At 49.2% G+C, this 25,365-nt stretch carries 23 protein-coding genes; 6 read left to right on the forward strand and 17 right to left on the reverse strand.

Annotated features, from left to right (window positions below; all coding sequences use genetic code 11):
* Window positions 1–26 precede the first annotated feature (26 nt).
* The 14 genes from BUB37_RS04690 to BUB37_RS04755 form a co-directional block, all read right to left on the reverse strand.
* Window positions 27–1,226, reverse strand: a complete 1,200-nt coding sequence (locus BUB37_RS04690) for a glutamate-5-semialdehyde dehydrogenase (protein ID WP_072989220.1) — start codon at window positions 1,224–1,226, stop codon at window positions 27–29.
* Entirely contained in the window at window positions 1,223–2,350 is a 1,128-nt protein-coding gene (locus tag BUB37_RS04695) for an aspartate aminotransferase family protein (RefSeq protein ID WP_072989224.1), read from the reverse strand. The genes BUB37_RS04690 and BUB37_RS04695 overlap by 4 nt, the downstream gene beginning before the upstream one ends.
* Before the next feature lie 21 nt (window positions 2,351–2,371).
* Window positions 2,372–3,172 (reverse strand): pyrroline-5-carboxylate reductase, encoded by an 801-nt coding sequence (gene proC / locus BUB37_RS04700; protein WP_072989228.1) that lies wholly within the window; start codon window positions 3,170–3,172, stop codon window positions 2,372–2,374.
* A gap of 65 nt (window positions 3,173–3,237) precedes the next feature.
* Window positions 3,238–4,212 (reverse strand): N-acetyl-gamma-glutamyl-phosphate reductase, encoded by a 975-nt coding sequence (gene argC / locus BUB37_RS04705; protein WP_072989231.1) that lies wholly within the window; start codon window positions 4,210–4,212, stop codon window positions 3,238–3,240.
* A complete protein-coding gene (gene argG, locus BUB37_RS04710) occupies window positions 4,205–5,395 on the reverse strand; it encodes an argininosuccinate synthase (protein WP_072989235.1) in 1,191 nt (396 codons plus the stop codon). Before argG ends, argC begins: the two co-directional genes overlap by 8 nt.
* Window positions 5,392–6,012, reverse strand: a complete 621-nt coding sequence (locus BUB37_RS04715) for a GNAT family N-acetyltransferase (protein ID WP_072989238.1) — start codon at window positions 6,010–6,012, stop codon at window positions 5,392–5,394. Before BUB37_RS04715 ends, argG begins: the two co-directional genes overlap by 4 nt.
* Window positions 6,013–6,231: 219 nt before the next feature.
* Window positions 6,232–7,593, reverse strand: a complete 1,362-nt coding sequence (locus tag BUB37_RS04720; protein WP_072989241.1) for an MptA/MptB family glycosyltransferase — start codon at window positions 7,591–7,593, stop codon at window positions 6,232–6,234.
* Window positions 7,594–7,677: 84 nt separating this feature from the next.
* Window positions 7,678–8,505 carry a polysaccharide deacetylase family protein gene (locus BUB37_RS04725; protein ID WP_072989244.1) on the reverse strand — a complete coding sequence of 276 codons (828 nt, stop codon included), beginning with the start codon at window positions 8,503–8,505 and terminating at the stop codon, window positions 7,678–7,680.
* Between the two features lie 314 nt (window positions 8,506–8,819).
* Window positions 8,820–10,304 (reverse strand): cellulose synthase family protein, encoded by a 1,485-nt coding sequence (locus BUB37_RS04730; RefSeq protein WP_072989248.1) that lies wholly within the window; start codon window positions 10,302–10,304, stop codon window positions 8,820–8,822.
* Window position 10,305: 1 nt separating this feature from the next.
* Window positions 10,306–11,001 (reverse strand): glycosyltransferase family 2 protein, encoded by a 696-nt coding sequence (locus BUB37_RS04735; RefSeq protein ID WP_072989251.1) that lies wholly within the window; start codon window positions 10,999–11,001, stop codon window positions 10,306–10,308.
* Window positions 11,002–11,009: 8 nt separating this feature from the next.
* Entirely contained in the window at window positions 11,010–13,409 is a 2,400-nt protein-coding gene (locus BUB37_RS04740) for an alpha-L-rhamnosidase-related protein (RefSeq protein ID WP_072989254.1), read from the reverse strand.
* Window positions 13,409–13,894 (reverse strand): toxin-antitoxin system YwqK family antitoxin, encoded by a 486-nt coding sequence (locus tag BUB37_RS04745; RefSeq protein ID WP_072989259.1) that lies wholly within the window; start codon window positions 13,892–13,894, stop codon window positions 13,409–13,411. Before BUB37_RS04745 ends, BUB37_RS04740 begins: the two co-directional genes overlap by 1 nt.
* Before the next feature lie 4 nt (window positions 13,895–13,898).
* Window positions 13,899–15,491: a 4Fe-4S binding protein gene (locus tag BUB37_RS04750; protein WP_072989263.1), complete on the reverse strand. Its 1,593-nt coding sequence runs from the start codon at window positions 15,489–15,491 to the stop codon at window positions 13,899–13,901.
* 41 nt (window positions 15,492–15,532) lie between these two features.
* Window positions 15,533–16,885: an NAD(P)/FAD-dependent oxidoreductase gene (locus BUB37_RS04755; RefSeq protein ID WP_072989267.1), complete on the reverse strand. Its 1,353-nt coding sequence runs from the start codon at window positions 16,883–16,885 to the stop codon at window positions 15,533–15,535.
* Between the two features lie 327 nt (window positions 16,886–17,212).
* Here BUB37_RS04755 and BUB37_RS04760 point away from each other — a divergent pair, with 327 nt between their 5' ends.
* From BUB37_RS04760 to BUB37_RS04780, 5 genes are read left to right on the forward strand one after another with little or no spacing between them, the layout of a single operon-like run.
* Window positions 17,213–17,932, forward strand: coding sequence for a DUF547 domain-containing protein (locus BUB37_RS04760; RefSeq protein ID WP_072989271.1), 720 nt, complete (start codon window positions 17,213–17,215; stop codon window positions 17,930–17,932).
* Window positions 17,933–17,955: 23 nt separating this feature from the next.
* Window positions 17,956–18,900, forward strand: coding sequence for a hypothetical protein (locus BUB37_RS04765; RefSeq protein WP_072989274.1), 945 nt, complete (start codon window positions 17,956–17,958; stop codon window positions 18,898–18,900).
* A 47-nt stretch (window positions 18,901–18,947) separates the two neighbouring features.
* Window positions 18,948–19,949 carry a glycoside hydrolase family 113 gene (locus tag BUB37_RS04770; RefSeq protein WP_072989279.1) on the forward strand — a complete coding sequence of 334 codons (1,002 nt, stop codon included), beginning with the start codon at window positions 18,948–18,950 and terminating at the stop codon, window positions 19,947–19,949.
* Window position 19,950: 1 nt separating this feature from the next.
* Window positions 19,951–20,682 (forward strand): hypothetical protein, encoded by a 732-nt coding sequence (locus tag BUB37_RS04775; protein WP_244526730.1) that lies wholly within the window; start codon window positions 19,951–19,953, stop codon window positions 20,680–20,682.
* Between the two features lie 57 nt (window positions 20,683–20,739).
* Window positions 20,740–22,017, forward strand: coding sequence for a BamA/TamA family outer membrane protein (locus BUB37_RS04780; protein WP_244526731.1), 1,278 nt, complete (start codon window positions 20,740–20,742; stop codon window positions 22,015–22,017).
* 7 nt (window positions 22,018–22,024) lie between these two features.
* On the opposite strand, the gene def is transcribed toward BUB37_RS04780, so the two are convergent.
* The gene (gene def, locus BUB37_RS04785; RefSeq protein WP_072989286.1) at window positions 22,025–22,555 is read right to left on the reverse strand and encodes a peptide deformylase; all 531 of its coding nucleotides are present in this window, start codon (window positions 22,553–22,555) and stop codon (window positions 22,025–22,027) included.
* Window positions 22,556–22,559: 4 nt separating this feature from the next.
* Entirely contained in the window at window positions 22,560–23,363 is an 804-nt protein-coding gene (locus BUB37_RS04790; protein ID WP_072989290.1) for a DUF6503 family protein, read from the reverse strand.
* Between the two features lie 291 nt (window positions 23,364–23,654).
* Between BUB37_RS04790 and BUB37_RS04795 the strand changes: the two genes are divergently transcribed.
* Window positions 23,655–24,662 (forward strand): N-acetylmuramoyl-L-alanine amidase family protein, encoded by a 1,008-nt coding sequence (locus BUB37_RS04795; RefSeq protein ID WP_072989852.1) that lies wholly within the window; start codon window positions 23,655–23,657, stop codon window positions 24,660–24,662.
* Window positions 24,663–24,664: 2 nt separating this feature from the next.
* On the opposite strand, the gene BUB37_RS04800 is transcribed toward BUB37_RS04795, so the two are convergent.
* A complete protein-coding gene (locus tag BUB37_RS04800) occupies window positions 24,665–25,363 on the reverse strand; it encodes a TIGR04283 family arsenosugar biosynthesis glycosyltransferase (protein WP_072989293.1) in 699 nt (232 codons plus the stop codon).
* Window positions 25,364–25,365 lie beyond the last annotated feature (2 nt).

Genomic DNA, 25,365 nt, shown 5'->3' on the forward strand with positions numbered 1-25,365 from the left:
TTGGGACGATAGGGGAAGCCTGTTGTCTATCCCCTGGTCTGCCCGTTACCTTTTACATACCATTTGTTGGTGACCAAGTGTTGGAGTCCGATCGGACCTCGCTGGTGCAATTTGTCGGTACTGATGGCCAGTTCGCCACCCAGGCCGAATTGGCCTCCGTCGGTAAACCGGGTGGATGCGTTATGGTATACCGCGGCCGTATCGACGTTGTTCATAAAGTATTCGGCGGTTTCGTTATTGGCCGTGACGATTGCCGCCGAATGCCCACCCCCGTAGGTGTTTATTTTTGAAATGGCCTCTTCGATATCGCTGGTCTGGCCGATGACGATCTTATAGTCCAAAAACTCCTCATACCAAACTTGCCCGTCCCCGATATTTTTTGTGCCTTCCATACCGGCAAAGGCATCGTCGACCAAAATTTCGACTTTGCTCTTTTTCAATTCTTGGATCAAGAGTTGAAGGAATTGTTGTTTACGTGGCAGGTCGGAAGAGACCAGTACCTTGTCGAGGGCATTGCAGGCCGATATTTTGGTGGTCTTCGCGTTGATGATGATATCCATGGCCATCTCTAGGTCGGCCTCATGGTCGATGTAGACGAAATTGTTTCCGCGCCCGCTTACGATGACGGGGCAGGTGGCGTGCTCCTTTACGAAGGCGATCAATCTTTCGCCGCCACGGGGTACGATAAGGTCTATTTTCTGGGTGGGTTTTTCAAGAAAGGCCTGTGTTTCGGTCCGGTTGAACTGCAAGTAGGTAACCCAATCGGCCCCGGCGCCGTTGGCCTCCAGTGCCTTATGCCATAAATCGACCAGGAACAAATTGCTGTTCAATGATTCCTTACCGCCTTTTAAAAGTATTTTGTTGCCTGATTTGAAAGCGATTCCGGCCGCTTCGATGGTAACGTCGGGCCTGGATTCGTAAATGATCAGAACGGTTCCGAAAGGCGCCGTTTTATTGCTCACCTGCATGCCGTTTTCGTGGGTAAAGCTAAAACGCTCCACGCCCAAGGGGTCTTCCTGCGCCGCTAGCTGTTGCAGGCTCAAGATCATACCGTCTATTTTTGCTTGGTCGACCTTTAGGCGGTCCCTCATGGCGATGTCGTCGCCGGCATAGCTGTCCATATCGGTCTTGTTGGCCTCAAGTATGGCGGTCCGTTCCTTTTCCAACAGGTTGGCCATATCCGATAGTACGGCGTTGCGTTGTTTGATGTCCAATAATAAACTCATGACAATTCTGCTATTAAGGCTTTGAAAAATGTATCTAAATGGGTTTCGGTAATGTTCAGCGCCGGAAGCACCCGCAATACATGCTTGTCCTTGGCCCCTCCGGTAAACAGTTTTTGGTTGTGGATCAGGCTTTTTCTTAGGTCGGCCACCTCGAAATCGAATTCAAGTCCCAGCATAAGTCCCCTGCCTTTTACTCTTTTGATTTGGGGGACTTCTTTGGCAAGGGCTTTAAAGTATTCTTCCAAGCGGGCCGCATTTTCAACCAGCTTTTCGCTTCCGATAACTTCCAAGACGGCCAATGTGGCCGCACAGGCCAGGTGGTTTCCTCCAAAAGTGGTTCCCAATAGGCCATGGGACGCCTTAATGTCTTCGTGGATCAAGATACCGCCCACGGGGAATCCGTTGCCCATGCCTTTGGCCACCGAAATAATATCGGGTCGAATGCCGTGGTGTTGAAAGGCGAAGAACTTGCCGCTTCTTCCGAACCCACATTGTACCTCATCGGCGATGAGTACCGTTTTATGGGCCTTGCAAAGCGATGCCACCTCTTGGTAAAACTCGGTGCTAGGTTCGTCCAGACCGCCGACCCCCTGTATGGTCTCTATGATAACGGCACATACATCGCCCTTTTCAATTTCGGACTGAAAGGCCTGTAAGTCGTTAAAAGGAAGAAAGGTAACCTTTTGTTGCAAGTTGATCGGTGCGTTTATCTTGCGATTGTCCGTAGCCGCAACAGCTGCGGAAGTACGCCCGTGAAATCCATTGGTGAAGGCAATGACCCTCGATTTTCCGGTGTGGAAAGAGGCCAGTTTCAGTGCGTTTTCATTGGCCTCCGCCCCCGAGTTGCACATAAACAGGTTGTAGTCTTCGCAGCCCGAAAGTTGCCCGAGTTTTGTGGCCACTTCCTCTTGCAAGGGGTTTTTTACGGAGTTGCTGTAAAAACCAATTTTGTTCAGCTGGTCCGTAATGCGTTTTACGTAGTGGGGGTGGGAGTGCCCGATGGAGATTACGGCGTGTCCCCCGTAAAAATCGAGGTATTCCGTTCCCTTGTCATCGGTTACTACTATTCCCTGTGCCGAGACCGGGGTTACATCGTATAATGGGTAAACGTCGAATAGTTGCATAATGGTGTCGTTTTGCCTGCCTTATAATTGGTTTTGCTTTATTCTGCTGATCTTTTCGTAGGAAGCCACGATCCCTTGAATAAGGGAAGAACTGAGTCCCTGGTGCTCCATTTCGTTCAAACCTTGGATGGTACAGCCTTTTGGGGTGGTCACCTTGTCGATTTCCGCTTCCGGGTGGCTGCCCGATTCGATCAAAAGGCTTGCCGCCCCGTTACAGGTGTGCATGGCCAGTTCCTGGGCTTCCTTGGCGTCGAAACCCAATTGGATGGCCCCTTGGGTCGTGGCGCGTATCAAGCGCATCCAAAAGGCGATGCCACTAGCACAAATGACCGTGGCCGCCTGCATTTGCGCTTCGGGTATTTCCATGGAATGGCCCATACGGTTGAAAATGGCCTTGGCCAGTTCTACCTTCCTTTTTCCCTTCTCGTTACTGCAGATACAGGTCATCGACTGTCCCACCGAAATCGCCGTATTGGGCATACTTCTGATAATGTTGTGGTCCGTACCGAGAATGGCCTCCATTTTGGCAATGCTGAAACCGGTAATGGTCGAAATGATCACGTGGTTCTCGGTAAGCAGGTCTTTGGTGCTTTCGAGAATATGCTCGAGCTGACTGGGCTGTACGGCCAAGATAAGGATGTCCGAATTTTTAACGGCCTCCCTATTGTCGGTGGTGACGGTCACATTGCCGTACTGGGTGTACTCCTCTATCTCGGCGGTGTTCCTTTTGGTCAGGTACATGGTCGTGGCACCGTTTGAATTTAGAATGCCCTTGGCTATCGATAGGCCTAAATTTCCCGCTCCTATAATGGCTATTTTCATGATGTAAATTTTGGTCGTTCCCTTGATATGTTGTTTCGTGACTTCGGTTATTTTGCTTGTCGATTTTAAAACACCCCTGCTTTAAGGTTAAGGCCCATGCCCTCGTCCAATCCGAAAATCAGGTTCATGTTCTGAACCGCTTGGCCCGAGGCGCCTTTTAAAAGGTTGTCGATGGCCGAGGTGATGAGCAAGGTGTTTTCGTGCTTGTGCAAGTGAACGTGACATTGGTTGGTGTTCACGATTTGCTTAAGGTGGATGGGCGATTCGGCCACTTGGGTAAACAGGGCATCGGCGTAAAAGCCTTTGTATAGGTCGATCGCTTCGTCGAGGCTGCCGTCGAACTCGGTATAGGCCGTGGCGAGGATACCTCTTGTGAAATTCCCCCGGTTGGGAAGGAAGAACAGCTTGCCCGTATCGGTCTGCAGTGTCCTCAGACTCTCGTTGATCTCGCCCAAATGTTGGTGGGTAAAGGGCTTGTACCAACTTACGTTGTTGTTCCTCCAACTAAAATGGGAGGTTGCCGACGGACTCACACCGGCGCCGGTACTTCCTGTTACGGCGTTAATATGCACGTCGTTTGCAAGTTGCTTGGCCTTGGCCAAGGGCAAAAGGGCCAATTGGATGGCGGTCGCAAAGCAACCGGGGTTGGCGATGTAGTTCGCCTTTTCGATCGCCTCTTTTTTTAGCTCCGGAAGGCCGTACACGAATGCCTTTCCTTCAAAGACGGCATCGGCCTGCAATCGGAAATCGTTGCTGAGGTCGATGATCTTGGTGTTTTCGGAGAACTTGTTTTCATGCAGGAACTTGGAGGAGTTTCCGTGTCCCAAGCAGAGAAAGACCACGTCTACATCGGGGTTGACGCTGCCTGTAAATTCCATTTCGGTGCTACCCAGCAGATCGGCATGTGCCGTTGTGATCTTCTTGCCTGCCCGGGTCGTGCTGAAGACAAAGTCTATTTCTGCCCCGGGGTGGTGCATGAGAATTCGGATGAGCTCTCCGCCCGTATAGCCCGAGCCGCCTATTATACCTACTTTAATCATCACTTGGGTTTACGTGGTTGTATATTTTTCCGGCATTGGACTGTATTTTGATAAAGCCCTTGGCCTCATCGGCCGTCCAGCCTTTGTTCATTTCGCCATAGCTTCCGAAGGAGGCGTTCATCAGATCGTGCTTTGAGTCAATACCGTTCAATCGGAATTGGAAGGGGTACAGCCCTACGAAAACGTCGCCCGAAACCGTTTTTTGTGTGTCGGTCAGGAAGGCCTCTATATTGCGCATCACGGCATCGAGGTAATGCCCTTCGTGCAGGAGCATGCCGTAGAAGTTGCCCAATTGTTCCTTTTGAAACTGTTGCCACTTGGTAAGCGTGTGTTTTTCCAAAAGGTGGTGGGCCTTGATGATGATCAAGGAGGCAGGGGCCTCAAAACCTACCCGGCCCTTGATTCCGATGATGGTGTCGCCTACATGGATGTCGCGCCCAATGGCATATTTGGAGGCCATGGCTTCCAATTTTTCGATATTCGCCACGGGATGGTCTTCTTTGCCGTCGATGGCCACCAACTCGCCCTTTTCGAAAGTAAGTTTTACCTCTGACGGGTTCTTTTCCTGCAATTGGCTCGGGTAGGCCGAATCGGGGAGGGGTTTGTCGGAGGTCAGGGTTTCGTCACCACCGACCGAGGTGCCCCAAAGGCCTCTGTTGATCGAATATTTTGCTTTTTCCCAAGAATACTCGACACCGTTTTGTTTCAGGTATTCAATTTCTTCCTCCCGGGCCAGTTTGTTGTCCCGGATCGGGGTGATGATCTCTATTTCGGGGGCGATGATCTGAAAGATCATGTCGAAACGTACCTGGTCGTTTCCTGCTCCGGTACTGCCATGGGCAATATACCCGGCGCCCACTTTTTTGGCATAGTTGACAATTTCTATGGCCTGTACGATCCGCTCGGCACTGACCGAAAGGGGATAGGTATTATTTTTTAAGACGTTGCCGAAGATGAGGTATTTTACCACCTTGTCGTAAAAGGTTTGGACGGCATCGATGGAGGTATATGAACTGGCGCCCAACTGCAGGGCCTTTTTTTCGATTTCGGCGATTTCCTCTTTGGAGAAACCTCCTGTATTTACGCTTACGGCGTGAACCTCGAAACCTTTTTCCTTTGATAAATACTTGGCACAATACGAAGTGTCCAATCCGCCACTATAGGCTAAAACTAATTTTTTCATTTTGAATTTTTCTTTAAGAACAAGCTTTCCTTTATACTCTTTAATCGTTCAAACCCTTTTTTGGTGGGTCTGTTTTTTTCTTTGGGCAGGGGTTTGGCCTGGGGGTCGTACAGCATTCCCGTACATAGGCACATTTTGCGCTCGGTTCGGGTGAGCACATCGAAATTTTTACAGGTCTGGCAGCCCTTCCAAAACTCGGGGTCGTCGGTCAGCTCCGAGAACGTGACCGGTTTGTAGCCGAGTTCGTAGTTCATCTTCATGACGGCTAGGCCCGTGGTGATACCGAATATCTTGGCATTGGGAAATTTCTCCCTTGATAGCTCGAAGATTCTTTTTTTGATTTTTTTCGCCAGCCCCTGGTTTCTATAATCGGGGTGGACGATAAGTCCGGAATTGGCCACGAATTTCTCGTGCCCCCACACTTCGATATAACAGAAGCCGGCAAACTTGTCGCCGTCAAGGGCAATAACGGCATTGCCGTTTTCCAAACGTTTCTGTATGTATTCGGGTGTGCGTTTCGCTATGCCCGTGCCCCTGACCTTGGCCGACTCCGTTATGGTATCGCTAATGATCTGGGCGTATTTGACATGTGACTTGTTAGCAATAATCAATTTCATTGCCAAAAGGGTTTAAACTGTAAAAAAGAATGAATTGTTGGTTGTAGTGCGGAAATGGACTCACCTATTTCCATAAAATATGAAACACCCTTACGGGCGACGGCGACGTGGAAACGGGCGAACAGGAGCAAGGTTGCTCATAGTTTGTGATATGTGGTATTGTCCTTCCATTGGAGGTTCAAATGTACAAGATTACTGCGAAACCACAACGATTACCTCTTATTTTTTGTGAAAAATCGTTTTTAGCTTGCCTAAATTGATTATTTCGTAAACGATAAAAGCATATACGGAAATATATTCAACGAAAAGCAAGACCAGGTTTTCCTTAAAATCAGGCTGGGCATAAGCAAAATAACTTAGGGTGGCCGCGGCCGACCATATCAGGGCGAAACGGTAGTCGGTAAAGATTCCCATGACTACCAAGAATGCGATATACCACGGGTGTACGGTAGGGGTTACCAGGTAGTAGAGCGTCAAGGCCCATAGCATGGACCCCATCAAGGTCGATAGTTTTTCGTTTTTGCGGAAGAAGGTCAGCAGTAGGACCAGGCTTACGGTAAATACCTTGGTGATGGTGCCGTACGATTTAATGAGTTCCCAGGGTTTGCCGTCGAACTGGATCGCAATTTGTTTGACAAGGTTGTACAGGCCGGCATTAAATTCGAAGTTCGAGAACCAGAGCCCCACGGTCTGTCCGTAGTTGGCTATAAATTCGGGGGAATGGAACGGGACGAACAACATGAGGCAGCATAGGCCGACAAGGATGTAAAAACCCAGGCTTTTCTTGACGCCCAAATGTTTCAGGAAAAGGGGGAGGAACAATAGGGGGACGAGCTTTACACAGATGGAGAGGGCATAGGGTATGGCCGCCCATGCCCATTTCTTGATGGAAACCAAGTATAGGGCCCAAACGAAAAAGAAGAGCATCACCCCCTCGAAATGCAGGTTTCCCGTTAGTTCCACGATTACCAAGGGGTTGAGGAAATACCAAAATATGAGATGGGTGGAACGGTTCAGGTTTTTGAGCAACTTCCGTCCGAAATAGACGATTCCCAAATCGGAAAGTACGATTACCACGCGCATGGCGATGATCGAGCCCATCAGGTCCCTGCCCCCGAGAAGGGCGGCCAGGGCAAAGAACAATTGGTTGAGGGGCGGGTAGTTGCTAAAGTGCTGTGCACTGAGTTCCCCCATGCCCTTGTACAGGACTTGGGCATGGGGTATGACGAGGTCTTTTTGTTGAATAAGAAAATCGGGTGCCGCTACGTAGGGGTTTTGGAGGTTTGCCACCAAATGCCCGTCCCAGATAAACCGATAGAAGTCTTGCGACAGGTTCGGTTCGGCCAGTAAAAAGACCAGACGGAACAGCATTCCCGTTACGAGGAGAAACTTCATGTTCCATTTTTCAAACCGAACGATCCGAAAGCAGAGAAAAAAAAGCGAGGCAAAAAGGGTGATAAGCTTTACAAAATCGGTACGGTCGAGGTGATAGGCGAAGGTGTAATAGAATGCCAAACTAAGCAATACCAGTGCAATGGGCACCCTATGCAGCTTTACGTATGTAGCGATTTGATTGGGCATGGTCATAAAATCCGTACCTGCGAATTTAGCGTATTTGATTTATAATTTTGCCTTTGGAAGGTTTTGCGACGCTTACAAGATTCGTTATAGGCCCCTTTTTTCTTTTACATAGGCGGAAATCTCCCCCACCGGGGCCACCCATATGCCATTCGCCGGATCCTGGAGGTAGGGCAACAATCGGTTCAGCATTTCGACTTCGGTAGTCTGTATGTTTTTTTCGCCGATATCGTGTCCGGCCAAGATAAGCCATAGGCCATCTTTTCTCGCCGTTTCGATAAGGGCCTTTATTTCGTCAAAGTCCTTGCCGTCCATCTCGACACCCGTCAGTTGGGCCAAATCGCAATAGGCGGGATCGTTGGGTACTTCGTCCAACCAGGTCCTGCCCGATACGAATCGATCGGTAACAAGGGGAACGTAACTTTGGGTTTCCCTTCCCCGGCCGACAAAGGTTTGCCCGCAGGGATAGGCGAATTCCGTAGGGGTGACATTGAGCAATTGGCGGACTTTTTCATTGGCCTTCCCCAGTTCCTCGTTCATCCGGGCCAGGGTATATTCCTCAAGGGCCACTTCGCGGGCCCACAAAAAGTTCCCCGAACAAGGATGCAAGAGGGAATGGTTGCCGATCTCATGGCCGTTCTTTACGGCGGTCTGCCAACCGGGCAAGGCCTCCTCGACCAAGGACGGAACCACGTAAAAAGTGGCTTTTACGCCATACTTGTCAAGTAGGGGCGTACCTGTTTCCACCTGGCTCTTTCGGCCGTCGTCCCAAGTGAGGCTGATGGCCATGGTCTTGCCGTCGGGCCATGGGAAGGCCCCTGTTTCCTGTGCCGAAACAAAGAGGTAGGACAACGCCAATAGGGCAAAGAGTAACGGTTTCAAGGCCGTTCTTTGGTTCGATATTATATGCGTCATAGCATTCATTCTTTAAGCGGTTTAAAGTTGGTGGACCTTGCTGTTTTTCGCGGTAAGCGAAACCCAAATCGGGTAATTTGCTTCCCTAATATAACCATATAAACCACACGGTTCGATCGCATAGGGAATAAAAATGCCCAGGGACTTGAAAAGAGGACGATGCCACCGGCGATATCCCGTTTTAAAGCATCGGAACTTTGCTGCCAGGAGGTTGCGATCCTTTTTTCGTTGTCGTATCGATGGTAGGGTGAATGCCGTATCCCATACCGAAGCCGCCTAAATATAAGTAAGATAAGGGCCGATGACTGCCCCAACTAGGCCCTTGAGGTCAACGACTTGGTAAAGACAAAGCCAAAGCCGAGGAACAGCATAAAGTGAAAGGGGAACAGGCCAAAGTCGTTCAAGGGAATGGCACTGTACATACCGAACAGGAAATAGAGCATCAGCAGCGCCTCGAATATCATGTTGGGCGAAAGCTTGTTGGTCAGGTACTTGTTGCCCTTCCATGTGTCGGTAATGTTCTTGAGGTTGAATTTGGGGGTCCGTACAAATTCGCTCCTTTTGCCCATATGGCCTTCGAGTACGGCGATCGAATTGTGCAGTGAAAAGCCCAATGCCACCGAAAAGAAGGTAAAGAAGAGCTTGATGTAGTCGACAAAGTTGTCGAAGCTGCTTCCCTGTATGCTCTTATAGGTAAACCAATAGCACACGAACAGGATGATGGTACTGAGAACAAAGAAGCTCAGTAAATTGAACACGATGTCGAATTGGGGGTAGATCGCCTTGATGTACATGGCCGGAATGCTCAGGATCGAAACGAGGAAAACGCAGAGGAACATCGAACTGTTCAACAGGTGCATTACCCCGTGAAATTTGGTCTTCAGCGAAATGTTCTTCGCGGTTATGACACTCCAAACGGTTTTTCTGAAGTTTTCGGCCCCGCCCTTGTTCCAACGGAACTGTTGCGACCGTGCGGCACTGATGACGACGGGAAGTTCCGCGGGGGTCTCCACATCTTCCAGGTATTTGAACTTCCAGTTTTTCAATTGCGCCCTGTAGCTTAGGTCGAGGTCTTCGGTCAGGGTGTCGCCCTCCCAGTTTCCGGCATCGATGATGCATTGCTTGCGCCATATGCCCGCCGTACCGTTGAAGTTGATAAAATGGCCTTTGGCGTTTCTACCCACTTGTTCCAAGGTAAAATGGGCGTCCAAGGCAAATGCCTGTATGCGGGTAAGGGTCGAATACTCGCGGTTGATATGGCCCCAACGGGTCTGTACCACCCCGATTTCGGGGTCTTTGAAATAGATAACGGTTTTTTTCAGCCAATCGCTCGAAGGCATGAAATCGGCGTCGAAAATAGCGATAAACTCGCCTTTTGCAATCTCCAGGCCTTCTTTTAGGGCCCCGGCCTTGAAACCTTTTCGGTTTTTTCTGCGGATGTGTTTGATGTCAAGTCCCGTTTTTTGTAAGGCCTTAACCCGTGCAGCGGTCTCAATGACCGAGTCGTCGGTAGAATCGTCGAGTACCTGTATTTCCAACTTGCTCTTGGGGTACTCGATTTTGGCAATGTTCTCCAACAGGCGTTCCATTACGTACTTCTCGTTGTAGACCGGAAGCTGAATGGTAACGAAGGGAATTTCCTTGGGGTCGAGTAGATTGAATTTCGGGGCGGTTTGGTTTCGCCTTTTATAGCCTAGATAGTTGACCAGAAGGTTTAACTGGGCCAAACTGTAAAAAAATATCAATAATAGCGCTATACTGTAAATGGCTAAGATGATATAAGAGATCAATAATCCCATATTATTTTATGCTGTATTTGAAAATCCAACCTAATATTTTTATGCCTGCAAATATACTACCTTTTACCGTTCCTGATACCTTCGAGACACCTATTCTTTTTTTGTAACGCACTGGTACTTCGGTATATTGCATTTTTTTCTTCAAGGCTTTTAGCTGCATTTCCACGGTCCAACCATAGGTTTTGTCCTCCATTCCCAGTGCCAACAACTTATCGTACCGTATAGCCCTAAACGGTCCCAAGTCGGTAAATGTTGCCCCAAAAAGCACTTTCATCAAGAATGTGGCCAGCCAATTGCCAAAAATTTGCTGTGGCGTCATACTTCCTTCCTCCCTAAGTCGCTTTACCCGTGCCCCAATGACAAGGTCAAAGCCTTCGTCAATGATGGGGGCCACTATTTGGTTCAGTTCCTCGGGGTAGTCGGAATAGTCCCCGTCAACAAATACGATAATATCGGGTGCTTTGGATTGTTTCGAAATATAGTCCATTCCCTTTAGGCAGGCGTAGCCGTAGCCCATTCTGTTCTCTGTTAGTACCGTAGCTCCGGCTATGGCCGCATTTTCGGCGGTCTTGTCGGTAGAATTATTGTTCACCACGATGATTTCCGATACCGATTTCGGGATTTCGGCAATCACCGAAGCTATGGAATCGGCCTCGTTGAAGGCGGGGATGATGACCTTGATGTCTTGTTCAGCCATAGCCATAATTATTTTAGGCGGTACGTGTGTTTACCTTGCTTTAGCGGAATGCCGGAGCCGTTCCATATAAGTTTGCCCGACATCTTCGCGGGTATTTTTATCTCGGCGACGAGCCTTCGTCCCGATCTCTTCATCGTAAACTCGATAGTTCCCTGGGCGGTGGGGCGTAGGCCTTCCATGTATTCGAGTTCGCCGAAAACAGGTTCGATTCGTACCTTTTCAAAGTTGTTGGCCGCCGATGCTATACCGGCCAGGTAATCAAAATAGAACAGGGCGGGCGATGCGCTCCAAGGGTGTACTTCGGAGCGGGTCGGTTTTTCCTTGCTTTCGAAGCGCTCAAGGGTGGTCGTCATATGGTCGTCGATCATTTTTTTCCAGGGCGATTGCGCCAAGGCGAAAAGTTCAGGGGCCCTTACCTTTTTTATGGCCTCGAAAAGGTAATAGCGATAGTAGTAGGTGGCCTGCAACAATTTGGGGTCGTTCAATATTTTCGACAACAGCGCCTTTTGTTCGCTTTCGGCTATGGCGTCGGTGAGTACGGCCATAATGTTGGTGTGTTGGTCAAAGACGGTCTTGTCGGGGCGCTCGGCAAAAAGGTTTCGGGTAGGGTCGAAGCAAAGTTCATAAACCGATTTTTTGATTTCGTCGGCCCTGTTTTGGTAGTATTCGGCGGTATGGGATTCGCCGATGGCCTCGAATACTTTTGCCGCGCTCTGCAAGGCATGGACGTAATGCAGGCTGACCACGGCGGAATTCTTTCCGTTGTTGTTGGTGGCGGTGCCTCCCCCGTTGTTGGGCCCGGTATACCAGTCGACAAAATAACGGTAAGGGGTTTCGTCGACCAGGTTGAGCGCGTTCATGTTCTTTTCAAAGCCCGAAAGCGTATGAACGATACCATCTTTGTAGGTATGGATAAGGTCGCTGTCGCCCGTCAGTTTGAAATGGTCGTAGATCATATCTACCCAAACGAGCGAGTAGGTCGGGTAAATGAAGGTAGACCTAAGGGGGTAGGCGCCCAGGATGTTGCCTTCGGCATCCCTTGAATGGTGAAATTGACGTATGGCGTTTTCGGTGTGGTCGGGGTTTCCGCTCATGGCCTGCCATACCAGGGAATGGATCTTGGTGTCGCCTACGTATTGCATGGTCTCGTAATAGGCATCGCTCAAAAAGTAATCTTGGGTACAGATATCGACGGTTCTTTTACAAATGTCGAAAATGGCATTGTAGGTGTCGTTATCCGACGTAAACTGGGCTACCGAGGGTATGCGCGATCTTGATCGATAATTTTTGAACGATTCGAGGGTCAATGCTTCATCGGCGGTGGTTATCTCAAATTCGATGAACCTGAAAGTCCGCATCCAGTTGGGGATGAACTTTTGTGAGTCGAGCCCGTTTGAAACGATATGGTCGTAGTATCCCAAAAGCCTTTTGCCCGCTATATCGTTACGGTCGCCTTTTTCGTTATCGGGCCCAAAAAGGTTTTCGGCGTATTTTATTTTTATGGAGGAGTCCCTTCCCTTGGAGAAAACCAATTCGGGGAATCCGTTGGTCACATAGGTCTGGTCGATAAGAAAGGTCGCCTTCGTGTTCGGGGCCACCGATAAGGGGCCCGATAAAGGAAAGTCGGAAGCTTCGATGTTGTTATGCCGCACAATAGTTTTGATGGCTTCGTCTTCCCAGGTAAGTAGGGGCAGGTTACGGGGTTCGAGCAGGTAGGCCATGGATCCGCCCATGCTGCTCGGCCCTTCAAAAAAGGCCGTCCCTTGCCAAGCGGAGTCGTCAAAATCCGGTTGCTCCCACGATGTGGGATAGTGGTTCATATCGACAAAATCGGTAGGGTTGTTGGCGTAGAACCCGCCGACGATCGATTTGGGTCCGCCTCCGCGCCAATGTACCTCAATGGCGTGGTAACTGGGGTCCAAATGGCATTTCCAGTTGTCGCCCGACCCTTGGGTGCTTAGTTTTTTTGCATTGTCGGTGATGCCGTTGACCAAGAGGCCGGTGTAGATCGATTGCATGCCGTAAAACCTTCTCTTGCCAAAGTTGACCACCTTTACGGCCACGGTGTTTTTCCCTTTGCGCAGGTAGGTTTTCAGGTTCAAGGTTTCGTATTTCCAATGGCGTATGTCGCTCAGTTGGGGGCCATGCGTGAAAAACCTTCCATTGACGTAAAGAAAATAATGGTTGTCGGCCGATAGGTTGATGATAAAGTCTTGGGCGGGATCTTGAACCTCGAAGGTGTTTCTAAAGAGAACGACTTGGTCTTCCCCTGCCGAAGTTTCGGGATGGCTTACCCAATTGGCCCGGATCGACGAAGGGCCGTATTTCACCTTGGGGTAATTCAGTTCGCTTTGGGCGAAGGTGGTTAGGTGTATAAAAATTAAAAGTAAAAAGGTGGGTTTGCGCATTATTCTAGGTCGGTTAAGGCATTGTCTCGTCTAAAACTGGCAAAACTAAACCATTCATTGATCTTTTTGCCGTTTTCATATTTTTCGGCCGAAGTTAGTTTTTGGTTCCGGTATTTGAGACAATAGCCATGTTTTTTGTCGTTCTTCAATTGGCACTTATGGGCAATGTTCCCATACCGATCGTAAAACAGCCACCATTTGGTTTTTAGGCCTTTGTTGTAGTGCCCTTCTTTTTCTTTGGTGCCAGAGCTGTTATAGAAATGCCAGTACCCGTTTCTTTCGTTCTGTGCAAAATGGCCTTCTTCCGACAAGGTGCCGTTCAAGTGGTAAAACTTCCAATAGTCTGTTTTGTCCCCGTTCTGGACCCATCCTTCCGCTTTAAGGTTTCCGTTGGGGTAATACGTCTTGTGGTACCTGCCTACCTGTTCCGACGCGGCCATAAAGATAGGTAGGAATAGCCATAAGTACGACAGTTGGGGTAGCATGGGCTTATTTCTGGTTCACCAGTTTCATCAAATCGACATCGTTGCCCAACAAAACGTCCTTACTGTCGATCCTGCCTTCAAGCGGGCCGTTTTCCAATTTGAGGACACCACGGGGGCATACGGCCGAACAGATGCCACATCCGACACAACTTGACCGAACAATGTTCTCCCCTTTTTGGGCATAGGCGCGAACGTCGATTCCCATTTCACAGTAGGTACTGCAATTTCCACATGAGATACACTGTCCGCCATTGGTGGTGATCCTGAATTTGGAGAACAGGCGTTGTTGAAAGCCCAGTATGGCGGCCATGGGGCACCCGAACCGGCACCAGACCCGGTTGCCGAAAATGGGATAGAATCCCGTACCGATAACTCCCGAGAAAATACTCCCGATCAAAAAGGCATAGGTTTTTCTGAGTGTCTCGGCCTTAAAAAGGAAGACATTGCCCTCCCCGCTGAAAAAATGGAATGCGATCAAGGCCATTATGACCACAAAATAACCGATTGCCCCATATTTGGCATCCCTCTGCAATTGTTCGCGTTTGTAGATCATGACCCATGCAAAGACAGCGGTCAGTATGACGGCCACGCCGATGAGGAAGGAAGTTTTTGTCAGCCAATACTTGCTGGTGTCGTTGCCCAGGAACGAATAGATTACGGCGGTCGTCATAAGGGTCACAAAAACGACCACGCTGTGCACGACCCAACGTTCGACCTTCCAGGCAAAGAGACTTTTGTCGCTTAGCTGGCGAAAGGAATCGCCGGCAGTTTCCGCCAGGCCGCCACAGCCGCAGACCCACGAACAGTACCAGCGCTTCCCGTATTTATAGGTGAGTATGGGGGTAATTACAAATATGGACAGGATGCCGAAAATAAGCAAGGCCAGGCCGATGTCGCCCGCATCGATAAGGCTGTTGACGCGATAGCGTTCGAAGTTGTAGTAGTTTAGGGGCCATATATTTTTTAAGTCGTAATACGGAAGCGAAAAGGTGTCGCTGTTCAAGCGGGCCATGAACTCGGGAATCAAAAAGGCAAAGGAAGTCTGGAAGAACATAACGCTTACGGTGCGTATTTTCTCGTAGTTGTTGTGACGGTACTTCCAGATGAACTTGATTCCGAAGGCCAAAATGGCCACGGTATATAGGGTTCCGTAGACGAACCATTGGCTGGCGGGGTTGCCGCTCAACAATTTGCTCAAGGGGTCGAAAAGGGCGATAACCCCGGTATTGTCACCCTCCTTGGCGAGGCCCAAATACTGCGGATAGAAGTAGAGTACGATATAAAAGGCCGTAAGGGCGACCCCTGCTACCCAGCCCCAAAACCCCCGGCTCGAGATCGACTTGAACATAACGCCATCGTTTTTAATGCCTTTGGGTTTGTGGGCATAAGCGGCGATGGTAAACCAGGTGATTCCGCCGAAGAGGGCCATAAGGGATATGGCCAGCCAAAGGGTCTTATTGGCAAAATCGACGTTGAAGGCGGCAAGGCAAAGTATCGCAAGGCCGGAAATTCCCAATAGGGTGGCCAGTTTTTGGTGAAAGTTTAGGGCTTTTGGCGGTTCGCCCGTAAGGGCCATGCTTCTGTTGTATGTACTCATCTTCTCTAGGTGTTGGTAGATGTATGTCTTTTAGGGTTCGGTCAGGCCTTGGGACTTAAAATTCGTTTCCAGCTTTTTTTCCTGGGCCGTATGGCCTTGTTCAATTCGGCATTGTATTGGGTCAGGATCTCGGATTCGTATCGTTTATAGAATTCAGGGTCGAAATTGGCGTCCTTTAGATGTTCCATTACGTAATCGGCATGTCGTTCTTCGGTCAGCCAACGATCGAAGACTTCATGGCGCATGCGTATACCGAAGGTGTTGATGCCCAAAAACTTTCCCGATTCTTTGTGATAGGCCACCGTAAGGCATATTTTTTCAGTGGCGTGCCTCCAATGAAAATGGGCTTCATACCCTTTTCTATGTCTTGAACTGAAGACCCAACCGTAGGTCTGGTATTCGATATCGAGAAATTTCGCTGAATTGAACCAATGTCCCGGTTTGTATTCCCGCCTGTTGCCGCAGATCGTCTGGGCGACGGTCTCGCCCATCATACGGCCCGTATACCACACCGCCTCGATCGGCCGGCGGTTGCCAATGGCCTCGTGCTGTTCGGCACAGTCCCCGATGGCATAGACGTTTTCGACGTTGGTCTCGAGAAAACGGTTGACCTTCACCCCCCGGCCAAGGGCTATGCCCGAGTCTTTGAGGAAATCGATATTCGGGGTTACCCCAGCGGTAAGTCCGACAAGGTTACAGGCGATTTCTTCACCGGTTTCCTTGATGGTTACGGCGCGTACCCGTCCGTTTTCATCGGGCAGGATCTCATCGAGATTGGTACCCAGGCGCAAATCGATGTGATGCTCAAGGATATGCTCGTTGAGCATTTCCGACTCACCATCGGGCAGCACTCCGTTCCAAAAGCTTTTTTCGCGTACCAAAAAGGTTACGGGAATATCGCGGCTTCGAAGCATTTCGCAGAGTTCGATGCCGATAAGACCCCCACCGACGACCACGGCATGCTTACAAACCGTATTGTTCGGGGCATTTTCCTCAAGGGCGTCCAGGTCTTGCTTGGAGACCAGGCCCTGCACGCCCTGTAAGTCCTGGCCCGGCCACCCGAACTTGTTGGGTTTCGAGCCCGTTGCCAATATCAATTTGTCATAGGTGACATCCGGACCCTTTTTGAGTTTCAGCTTTTGGTTTTGATGGTCGACGTGGGTCACATAATCCTGGATCAAGTCGATTCTGTTCTTTTTCCAAAAGCCATCCTCGTAGGGTTTGATGTTCTCGAACTTCATATGGCCCATATAAACGTACATCAAGGCCGTTCTTGAAAAAAAATAGTCGGTCTCGGCCGAGATAATGGTAATCTGCTTATCGGAAAGTTTTCTGATATGGCGCGCTGCGGTCACTCCCGCAATTCCGTTTCCAATGATTACTATTTTTTCCATACTGCCTTAATGTTTCTATCGGGGTTTAGGTCGCCTTTTTTCAAGACGACTTACGAAGAAGGGTTATTTGGAAGGAATTTAAATAAGAATACAAATGTTCGTTTTTTGTTATGGATTTGTGATAAGTTAAGGCTTTATTTGTGATTGATAATGATAAGGTTGCGATAATTTGGGGGCGGGGCGTTCCCGCCAAGTCGTTTGGGTTGCCCTAAATGCCAAAGGTCGGCAGTGGGTGGTTGAGGATGCCATGGAGGCAAAATTTCCCTCATCCGCCTCGATCGTAAGCCCATGTGTTTTGCCGCGACCTAAATCTATATAAGTCCCTGCATGAAACAATCGGTTTTTCTTTTTTTGGCTTCCATTGTCATGGGCGGCCACGCCTATACCCAAACCTCGGAAAGGTTTTTCGATAAGGCCGACGCGTTTTTTAAGACCCATGTTAGAGGAGGAAGGGTCGATTACCGGACTATCAAAGCGGATGGTGCCGAATTGAACGAATTGCTACAAATGGCCGACGACCTACGCATTCCCCATCATAACGTAGCAGAATTTCAGGCCTTTTGGATCAACGCCTATAATTTGTCGGCCATCAAGGGCATTGTCGAGAATTATCCGGTCAAATCGCCCTTGGACATTGAGGGTTTTTTCGATAAGCGCAAATATGCCATTGGAGGAAAGGATATTAGCCTCGATGAAATTGAAAACCGATTGCTCAGGGGCTTTTTCCCCGATGAACCCAGGTTTCATTTCGTTTTGGTATGTGCCGGTTTGGGGTGTCCGCCCATCATTGCCGAGGCCTATAGGCCCGACCAATTGGACGAACAGTTGGAGAGGCAGACGAAAAAGGCCATCAACGACCCCTTGTTCGTCCGGGTAGGCAAGAACAGGGTAAAGGTTTCACAGATCTTCGAGTGGTATGGGGAGGACTTTACAAAAAACGGCCCCCTGTCCGATTTTATTAATGCGTATAGGCTTGAAAAAATTCCTGACGACGCCAAGATTGGCTACTATGCCTACGACTGGTCGCTGAACGAATGGAAGCCCTGATCGAAAACACTAAATAGAACAATATGAGATCGATAACCTTGGTGCTTGCCCCAGTGATTTTTATCTTGACCGCTTACCTGGGCCTCGCCCAAGACACTGCCGTACAGTCGGGTCGGAGCAGTAACGTGCAGACCTACACCCCTTCGAAACTGCTGGGGCCCGGCCAATGGGATATAAAGTTTTTCAACAGCCTGTATACGCAGACCCGCCAGACAGAGGGCGGGAGCAAGGCCGTAGATATACCCAGGCAGACTTTTTTTACCAATACCACCGAAGTCTATACGGGCATAAGTGCAACTTCACGGATAAATGTAGGCCTTGTCTTTCAGGTCAGGGCCAACACCTATAACGGGGCAAAGGCATGGAGGGCCTTTAATTTTGAAGACAACCAGGTCGATGCCCGTAGCGGACTGACTACCTTGGCCCCGTCGATACGGATACAGCCCTTTGCCAATGTCGGCAACTTTTCGTTTACCAGTTCCTTGTTTTTTCCGGTCTTTGAGGATGTGCCCAATGCGCCCTACCTCGATAAGCGGAGCCTTTTTTGGGAAACCAAGTTCTTTTACGACCGGACGTTCGGAGCCAATAAATGGCAACTGTTTACCGAGGTCGATCTCGGGTTCAATTTCGGGGAAAAGAGGGCAAATGCCAATCCCCTTACCGAAAATATCGGAGAGCGATTTGCCAACCAGAGCATGGTCGTTCCCCTGAGCGTTTTTTTAAGCTATTTTCCTTCGTTCAGGTCGACCGTGTTCGTGAGTGGGCAACAGTCGTTCTTTATCGGATACGACAATCCCGACGCCACTGGCAATAATTTTTCACAAAATTATACGGCCCTGGGCCTTGGGGGCAAATACCAACTGACCGATGCCCTCAACATTGAGCTTTCGTATAACAATTTTGTGCGCGGCAGTAACTTTCAGGGGCTGGGCGAGACCTTCAGTCTGGGCCTAAGGGTGCTCTTTTGAGCGAATAGCAATAAATACCGTATTTTAGAAGCCGAAAAAATCGGTGTATGAAATGGATCGGACTTTGCCTTCTTATCCTTTTACAATATTCTTGCAACAGTCAGGTTCAGGAAAAGATAAACGGGGTAAGCTTTGTAGCTTCGCGAAAAGCGGTGGCTCAGGAACATGTGCAGGAGGTCAAGAACATCCATGCCAACCACGCCGCGGTCATGCCCTTTGGTTTTGTTCGCGACCCCGAGGTGCCGGAAATAATCTTCGATACCGAAAGGCAATGGCACGGGGAAACCAGTAAGGGGGCCAAGCAGTATATAGAACTGTTGCACCAAAACGGCATAAGGGTAATGCTCAAACCCCAAATTTGGATATGGAAGGGGATTTTTACGGGAAGCCTTGCGATGAAGAGCGAAGAAGATTGGAAAAGGCTGGAGACATCCTATGAAAAATTTATCCTCAACTATGCCGAACTGGCAAACGAAACCCGCGTCGATATTTTTTGCATAGGTACCGAACTGGGAAAGTTTGTCAATGCCAGGCCGGATTTTTGGCAGGGCCTTATTGCCAAGGTCAGGGATGTCTATCAAGGAAAGCTCACCTATGCCGCCAATTGGGACGAATATACACGCAGCCCTTTTTGGAAGGAGCTCGATTATATTGGAATCGATGCCTATTTTCCGCTATGCGAGCACCAGACCCCGACCGTTGAACAATGTAGGGAGGGCTGGAAAAAACACAAACCCCATATCGAGGAACTTTCCCGAAAGAACAATAGGCCCGTGCTGTTCACCGAATTTGGATATAGGAGCACAGACCAAACGGCTTGGAAACCGTGGTTGGTCGACCGGCACGACAAGCCTGTCAACCTGCTGGGGCAAAGGAATGCCACCCAGGCCATTTTTGAAGAGTTTTGGGGCGAAGACTGGTTTGCGGGGGGCTATGTGTGGAAATGGTTTATCGACCATAAAGAATCGGGCGGCGCCCAAGACAATCGCTTTACACCGCAGAACAAGCCTGCGCAAGAGGTCATTAAAGATTTTTATAGCAAGTATTGATATGCGAAGATTATATATTCTTATACTCCTAATAGGTCCCATGCTGGGATGTTCGACCGACATGTACCATCACGACCTGACCTTGGACGAGGCATTGGACGGAGAGGAACAGGTTGCCGGTAATGTGATCGCCTGTGCCGCCAGTAACGAGGACGATGGTTTGGTAAGTGTGTTCTTCTATCAAAGGGACGGAGCCTCGAACGTGAAGTACTACGAAACGGAAAGTGCCGATGTCGATAAGGACGATTTCGAAAATTATTACCGAATCGACCTTTCGGCCACCGATGTTTTTAACGGATACCTCAAGAAGTTCGAAGTGGCCGCTTTTGAAGAAAAATGGGTTATTGTCACTTTCGAGGAAGCAGGCAAGGTTCATTTGTCGAACCCGATTCGCTTAAAGCACGAGACCCGTCCAACGGAGTACCTGCCCCAAAACGTATATGTCGATGACGGAGAGCCGGGCAGTCCTGTCTTTACCTGGGACGATGGAACATATACCGACTCCGAAATATATTTTCAGGTGGTCTCCGATGCCCAGGGAAACCTGCTTTCGGGTACCTATACCTTGGAGAACAGGTTCCAGTTCTACAATTTGGACAATGTGGTCTTGAACATTACCGAACAACCGCCGTCCGCCCTAAAATCCAGCAGCGCCTATACCTTTACCTTACTGGCTGTCAGTGCCGATAACTGGGTCAACCTCTATTCGGAAATCGATTTTAGGGCCAAATAAGCGTTTTGAACCGTACGTTCAAGGTGATTGCCACGGTAATAACGTATTTTTAATCCATTGAGATCTCGGTTCATGGTTTTTAGGCCCTTTCTTTTTTATATTCTTCTATGCTGCACGTTTGCCCAGGCGCAGGAGAACATCGTAAACGCAGTCGAAGTGCGCGGTGTTTCGAGAAGCCATCCGGCATTTGTGAAAAAGCTTTTAAGGGTGTCGCCGGGAATGCCCTTGGATTCAACTCTAATGGCCAGGGATGTAACGCGGTTGATACGCCTGCCGTCGGTTTCCCACGCGGCTTTTAAGGTCATGTCATCCCCTGGGGAGGGCTACACCGTTATTTATGAAATTACCGAAAACTTTACGCTCATCCCCTTTGCGAACCTATTTTCCTCTTCCAACGACGCCTTTGCCTTTCGGGTCGGCCTCCAAGAGTTCAACCTCTTGGGCCGGAACATTACCTTGGGCGCTTTTTACCAATACGACGTGTTCAATTCCTACGGCATAGGTGTGCGGGCACCCTATTTGTTCAGCAATCGTTTCGGACTTGCCCTGACCCATAACAACTTTACCACCCAAGAACCGGTTTTTTTCGACTCGAGTACGGCCGATTACCGCTACAACAACCGGGGAGTCGAACTTATGGGGCTTTATGAGTTGGATTTTAGAAATCGCATCGAACTGGGGGGGAGTATCTTTACCGAAAACTACAACTACCTTTCGGGGGCTACCAGTCCGACGGTACCGCAACAGCTGAGTGTAGACAAACACTTGTTCAAGTTGATATACCGGTATGAGGATATCACCTACTTCTATCAGTACTTGCAGGGGTTTCGAAGTGCGCTCAATTTTCAATATGTCGGAAGTTCCGACCACAATCTCCCCGAATTCTTAATTGGCTTCAACGACTTTGTCTATTACAGGAGGATGGGCGACAAAGGAAATTGGGCCAGTCGCCTGCGCTTGGGGCTGGCCAGCAATATCAAAACGCCGTTCGCCCCGTTTACGGTAGACAACAACGTTAATATCCGGGGTGTTGGAAATACCATCGACAGGGGAACGGGGACCTTGGTCTTGAATACCGAATACAGGCATACCCTTGTCGAGGGCAATTGGTTGGTCGTTCAGGGAAACGTCTTCATCGATGCAGGGTCTTGGCGCAATCCGGGGGGCGACTTTAACGATTTCACCGACGAGGGCAACCTTCGGATTTATCCCGGGGTCGGATTTCGGTTAATGCACAAGCGCATTTTTAACGCCATTTTCAGGGTCGACTACGGGCACGGTATAACAAAGGATGCCTCGAGGGGGCTGGTCTTTGGCATCGGGCAATACTTTTGAGCCGTCGCTAGCCGTCCCCGTGCTTTCCAAATTCACTTTCAAAGCTCAGGGTTTTCAAGTCGTCCATTCGGTCGATAAAAAGAATCCCGTCGAGATGGTCCAGTTCGTGTTGGGCCACAATGGCCGGAAAACCGTCCAACACCATTTGGAGTTTTTCGCCATACCTATCGAGTCCGCTCAGTTCAACATGTTGATAGCGCTTTAGTCTGCCTCGGATACCCGGAATGGACAAACAGCCTTCCCAGCTATCGGTCGTTTCTTCCGATAGCCTTCTGATTCTCGGATTGATGACTACCGTAAGTGGAAAGTTTTGTTGGTCGGGATACCGTGGGTTGCTGTCCATCTCGATAACGAACAGTCGTTTTAAGAGGCCCACCTGGGGTGCGGCAATTCCGGCCCCGTCCTCTTCTTGCATGGTTTCGATGAGGTCGTCGATAAAGTCCTGAAAATCTTGGGACCCTATTTCGTCGGGGGCGACAGGGAGACATTTCTCGCGCAGTACCGGGTTTCCCATTTTAATAACCTCCATTACGGCCATAGCTCTAGTGTTTTTTCAAATTTACCACATCTTCGGTTTCTATTCGCGACAGCTCTGTCAAGGCGCCCTTTTCAAACAGTTCCGGGAGTTGTTTCAAGGGGGTGCCCACCTCTGCCTTATAGTTGACGTAGTCTTGAAACCGCACGCCATCTATGGTCCGGGGGTTGTAGGCGCTTCGAAACCGGACCCCTCCTCCATTGGTATTGTATTTATAGGCAAGATAGTCCATGGTGGCGGTTTGGCCATGGAACCAATATAAAAACACGTCGTCGTGGTCTACCCCACCGCCTTCCGGTCGAAAGCGGACTTCTACCATATCGTATGGTTGGCCCTTGATCTGTGTTTTGCCCAAATAGGTGCTGATTACCGATTTGTCCTTTAGTTTATGGGGCAGGGTGGCGAAGTAGATTACCGAATTGAGGGCCTCGGTGTACTTGGCCACATCTTTTTCGGAAAGCTCCACCGCGGTTCCGTTGAGGTAACGGGTCAATCGCCCGTTTTCCAGTACGTCTTTTAGGGTCTTTCCGTCCTTGGTTTCCTCTGCGGTGTAAACAAACTTGCCGTTCTTGTTGTTGAAGGTGTAGTGCTTTTTTCTAAAGGTAAATCCGTAGTGGGCCATATCGTACAATGCACCCCCGTGGGCGGCGATCGCATTTTTGATCAGTTGTTCCGATTGGGCGGGGGTACTGTCTTTTGGGCTTGCCGTGGCCGTGGTGACAGGGGCCTTTTTCATTTCTTTCTTCTCGGTCTTACAGGCTGTAACTAGCAATAGTATTGTTAAGGCGGGAAGTATAAGGTGTTTGTTCATAAAGTCTATATTTTAGCCTATAGGTCGTAAAAAAGTCAAATTTTATACAATTGGAAAATGGATAGGGCCCAACTTAACCCTTCGGTTTTCTTGGTCTTTGGCCCAACGATTTAAATTTATCAAATTGTTGAAGAAATAGTTAACTAATTTTTGACGGCGGTGCCTTATTGGTAGACGGGTTCTTTAATTTTGTGCGATAAGAATTGTTTTAGGCATTATTTTTGAGTTTTGACAAGCATTCATGTGTTGCGAATGAGCCGTTTTTTTAAAAAATACCTTACTCTTTTTTTTATGGGCGCCCTTTTGGTGAAGACGGTGACGGCGGCCTATGGCCAAGACTCGTTGAAGGTAGTGGTGGCGGAGAAGGGCGACGGTATACTATCCCTGCTGCGAAAACAGGGGGTCAACCCTTATGACCATTACGACGATTTTATAGCGATGAACGCCGATAACCTCCGCGACAGCATCCATTTATATGCAGGTCGCAAATATATTATTCCCAAGGTGGATACGGTCGAGGTGGTACAAACCCTTCAGGGGAAAAGCCGCCAGATCAAGGAGGTAAAGGGTGTCGACTATGCCATTTTTGGCAAGAAACACGCCACCGTAATACCTAAGAGCGAGCGCCTGAAGGGAAATGTCTATTATTTGGTATCCGGACACGGCGGGCCCGATCCCGGGGCCATGGCCACTTATGCAGGCCAAAAGATAGCCGAAGATGAATATGCCTATGATATTACGCTGAGGTTGGCCAAGGAATTGATCTCGCACGGTGCGATGGTGTATATAATCATTCGCGATGAAAACGATGGGATCCGAGACGAACGGATCTTAAAGATCGATCACGACGAAGTGGCCTATCCCGATAAGACCATACCCCTCAATCAAGTGGCACGGCTAAAACAAAGGGTCGATATTGTAAACCGGTTGTATAGAAAGCATCGGGGCAAGTACCAGCGTCTGATCGTTACCCATGTCGATAGTCGTAGCCGGGGACAAAATATCGATGTGTTCTTCTACCATCACGAAAAGAGCAAGAACGGTAAGAAACTCGCCGAAAGCATTCATAAGACCTTTCAGGAAAAGTATAAAAAATTTCAACCCAACCGGGTGTATTCGGGAACCTTTGAGGATAGATCATCGCTCTATATGGTCAAAAAAACGCATCCGGCCATGACCTTTATCGAAATAGGGAATATAAGGAGCAAAAAAGACCAGCGCCGTATTTTGGATCCCGACAACCGGCAGGCTTTGGCCAAATGGATTTCGGAAGGGGTTCTCCGCGATTACGAAAAGTAGTCCTAGATCCGTATTTTCCTTTTATAGTACCGGTATAATTGGTCGGGGCTGGCCCCAAATAGGCTTTTAAGGTGGATGACCCCAAAATGGTACTGCAATCGTGCCGTCCCTATTTCATGGTATTTTCTGGCCGAAGTCGTTACGTAGTTGGGGATTACCTTAAAATCACATCGTTCGTACAAACGGCCAATAAATTCGGTATCCTCATAGATAATATACTTCTCGTTAAAGCCACCGGTCGCATCAAACAGGCGGCGGCTTACGAACAGTGACTGGTCGCCGCCCCTGCAAATGAGGTGGTTGAAGCGTGTAAACCATGAGAAAAAGGACAGGATAAGGTTGTTTGAGTCAAACCGCATTCGAAAGCAGCCTGCCTCGAATCCCTCGGTTGCCGCTTGCAAGATCTCGAGGTCGAAATTCGCGGGCGGCCGGGTATCGGCATGCAGAAAATACAGGATCGTTCCCTTGGCCTTCCGGGCCCCCCGGTTCATCTGCCTGGCCCTGCCCTTGGTAGAATGCAATACTTCGACCCCGTGTTTTAAGGCCAGGGGAACTGTTCGGTCGGAGCTTCCCCCATCGACCACGATTATTTCCTCGATAGCGGGCGATGAACGATGCGTGTCCAAGAAATCAAGCAATGTTCCGAGGTGTTCCTCTTCGTTGAGCACGGGGATGATGATGCTGATCGTATGCCGCTTCATAG

Origin of the sequence: Pseudozobellia thermophila, assembly GCF_900141855.1 — a bacterium.
GTDB lineage: Bacteria > Bacteroidota > Bacteroidia > Flavobacteriales > Flavobacteriaceae > Pseudozobellia > Pseudozobellia thermophila.

Bases quoted from the DNA above. Each gene is read 5' to 3' on its own strand.
- BUB37_RS04760 (WP_072989271.1), top strand. From the start codon at position 17,213: ATGAAACAATCGGTTTTTCTTTTTTTGGCTTCCATTGTCATGGGCGGC.
- def (WP_072989286.1), bottom strand. From the start codon at position 22,555: ATGGCCGTAATGGAGGTTATTAAAATGGGAAACCCGGTACTGCGCGAG.
- BUB37_RS04765 (WP_072989274.1), top strand. From the start codon at position 17,956: ATGAGATCGATAACCTTGGTGCTTGCCCCAGTGATTTTTATCTTGACC.
- BUB37_RS04715 (WP_072989238.1), bottom strand. From the start codon at position 6,012: ATGAAATTGATTATTGCTAACAAGTCACATGTCAAATACGCCCAGATC.
- proC (WP_072989228.1), bottom strand. From the start codon at position 3,172: ATGAAAATAGCCATTATAGGAGCGGGAAATTTAGGCCTATCGATAGCC.
- BUB37_RS04740 (WP_072989254.1), bottom strand. From the start codon at position 13,409: ATGCGCAAACCCACCTTTTTACTTTTAATTTTTATACACCTAACCACC.
- BUB37_RS04800 (WP_072989293.1), bottom strand. From the start codon at position 25,363: ATGAAGCGGCATACGATCAGCATCATCATCCCCGTGCTCAACGAAGAG.
- BUB37_RS04795 (WP_072989852.1), top strand. From the start codon at position 23,655: ATGGGCGCCCTTTTGGTGAAGACGGTGACGGCGGCCTATGGCCAAGAC.
- BUB37_RS04755 (WP_072989267.1), bottom strand. From the start codon at position 16,885: ATGGAAAAAATAGTAATCATTGGAAACGGAATTGCGGGAGTGACCGCA.
- BUB37_RS04695 (WP_072989224.1), bottom strand. From the start codon at position 2,350: ATGCAACTATTCGACGTTTACCCATTATACGATGTAACCCCGGTCTCG.
- BUB37_RS04775 (WP_244526730.1), top strand. From the start codon at position 19,951: ATGCGAAGATTATATATTCTTATACTCCTAATAGGTCCCATGCTGGGA.
- BUB37_RS04770 (WP_072989279.1), top strand. From the start codon at position 18,948: ATGAAATGGATCGGACTTTGCCTTCTTATCCTTTTACAATATTCTTGC.
- BUB37_RS04725 (WP_072989244.1), bottom strand. From the start codon at position 8,505: ATGACGCATATAATATCGAACCAAAGAACGGCCTTGAAACCGTTACTC.
- BUB37_RS04745 (WP_072989259.1), bottom strand. From the start codon at position 13,894: ATGCTACCCCAACTGTCGTACTTATGGCTATTCCTACCTATCTTTATG.
- BUB37_RS04750 (WP_072989263.1), bottom strand. From the start codon at position 15,491: ATGAGTACATACAACAGAAGCATGGCCCTTACGGGCGAACCGCCAAAA.
- BUB37_RS04735 (WP_072989251.1), bottom strand. From the start codon at position 11,001: ATGGCTGAACAAGACATCAAGGTCATCATCCCCGCCTTCAACGAGGCC.
- argC (WP_072989231.1), bottom strand. From the start codon at position 4,212: ATGATTAAAGTAGGTATAATAGGCGGCTCGGGCTATACGGGCGGAGAG.
- BUB37_RS04730 (WP_072989248.1), bottom strand. From the start codon at position 10,304: ATGGGATTATTGATCTCTTATATCATCTTAGCCATTTACAGTATAGCG.
- argG (WP_072989235.1), bottom strand. From the start codon at position 5,395: ATGAAAAAATTAGTTTTAGCCTATAGTGGCGGATTGGACACTTCGTAT.
- BUB37_RS04690 (WP_072989220.1), bottom strand. From the start codon at position 1,226: ATGAGTTTATTATTGGACATCAAACAACGCAACGCCGTACTATCGGAT.
- BUB37_RS04720 (WP_072989241.1), bottom strand. From the start codon at position 7,593: ATGCCCAATCAAATCGCTACATACGTAAAGCTGCATAGGGTGCCCATT.
- BUB37_RS04790 (WP_072989290.1), bottom strand. From the start codon at position 23,363: ATGAACAAACACCTTATACTTCCCGCCTTAACAATACTATTGCTAGTT.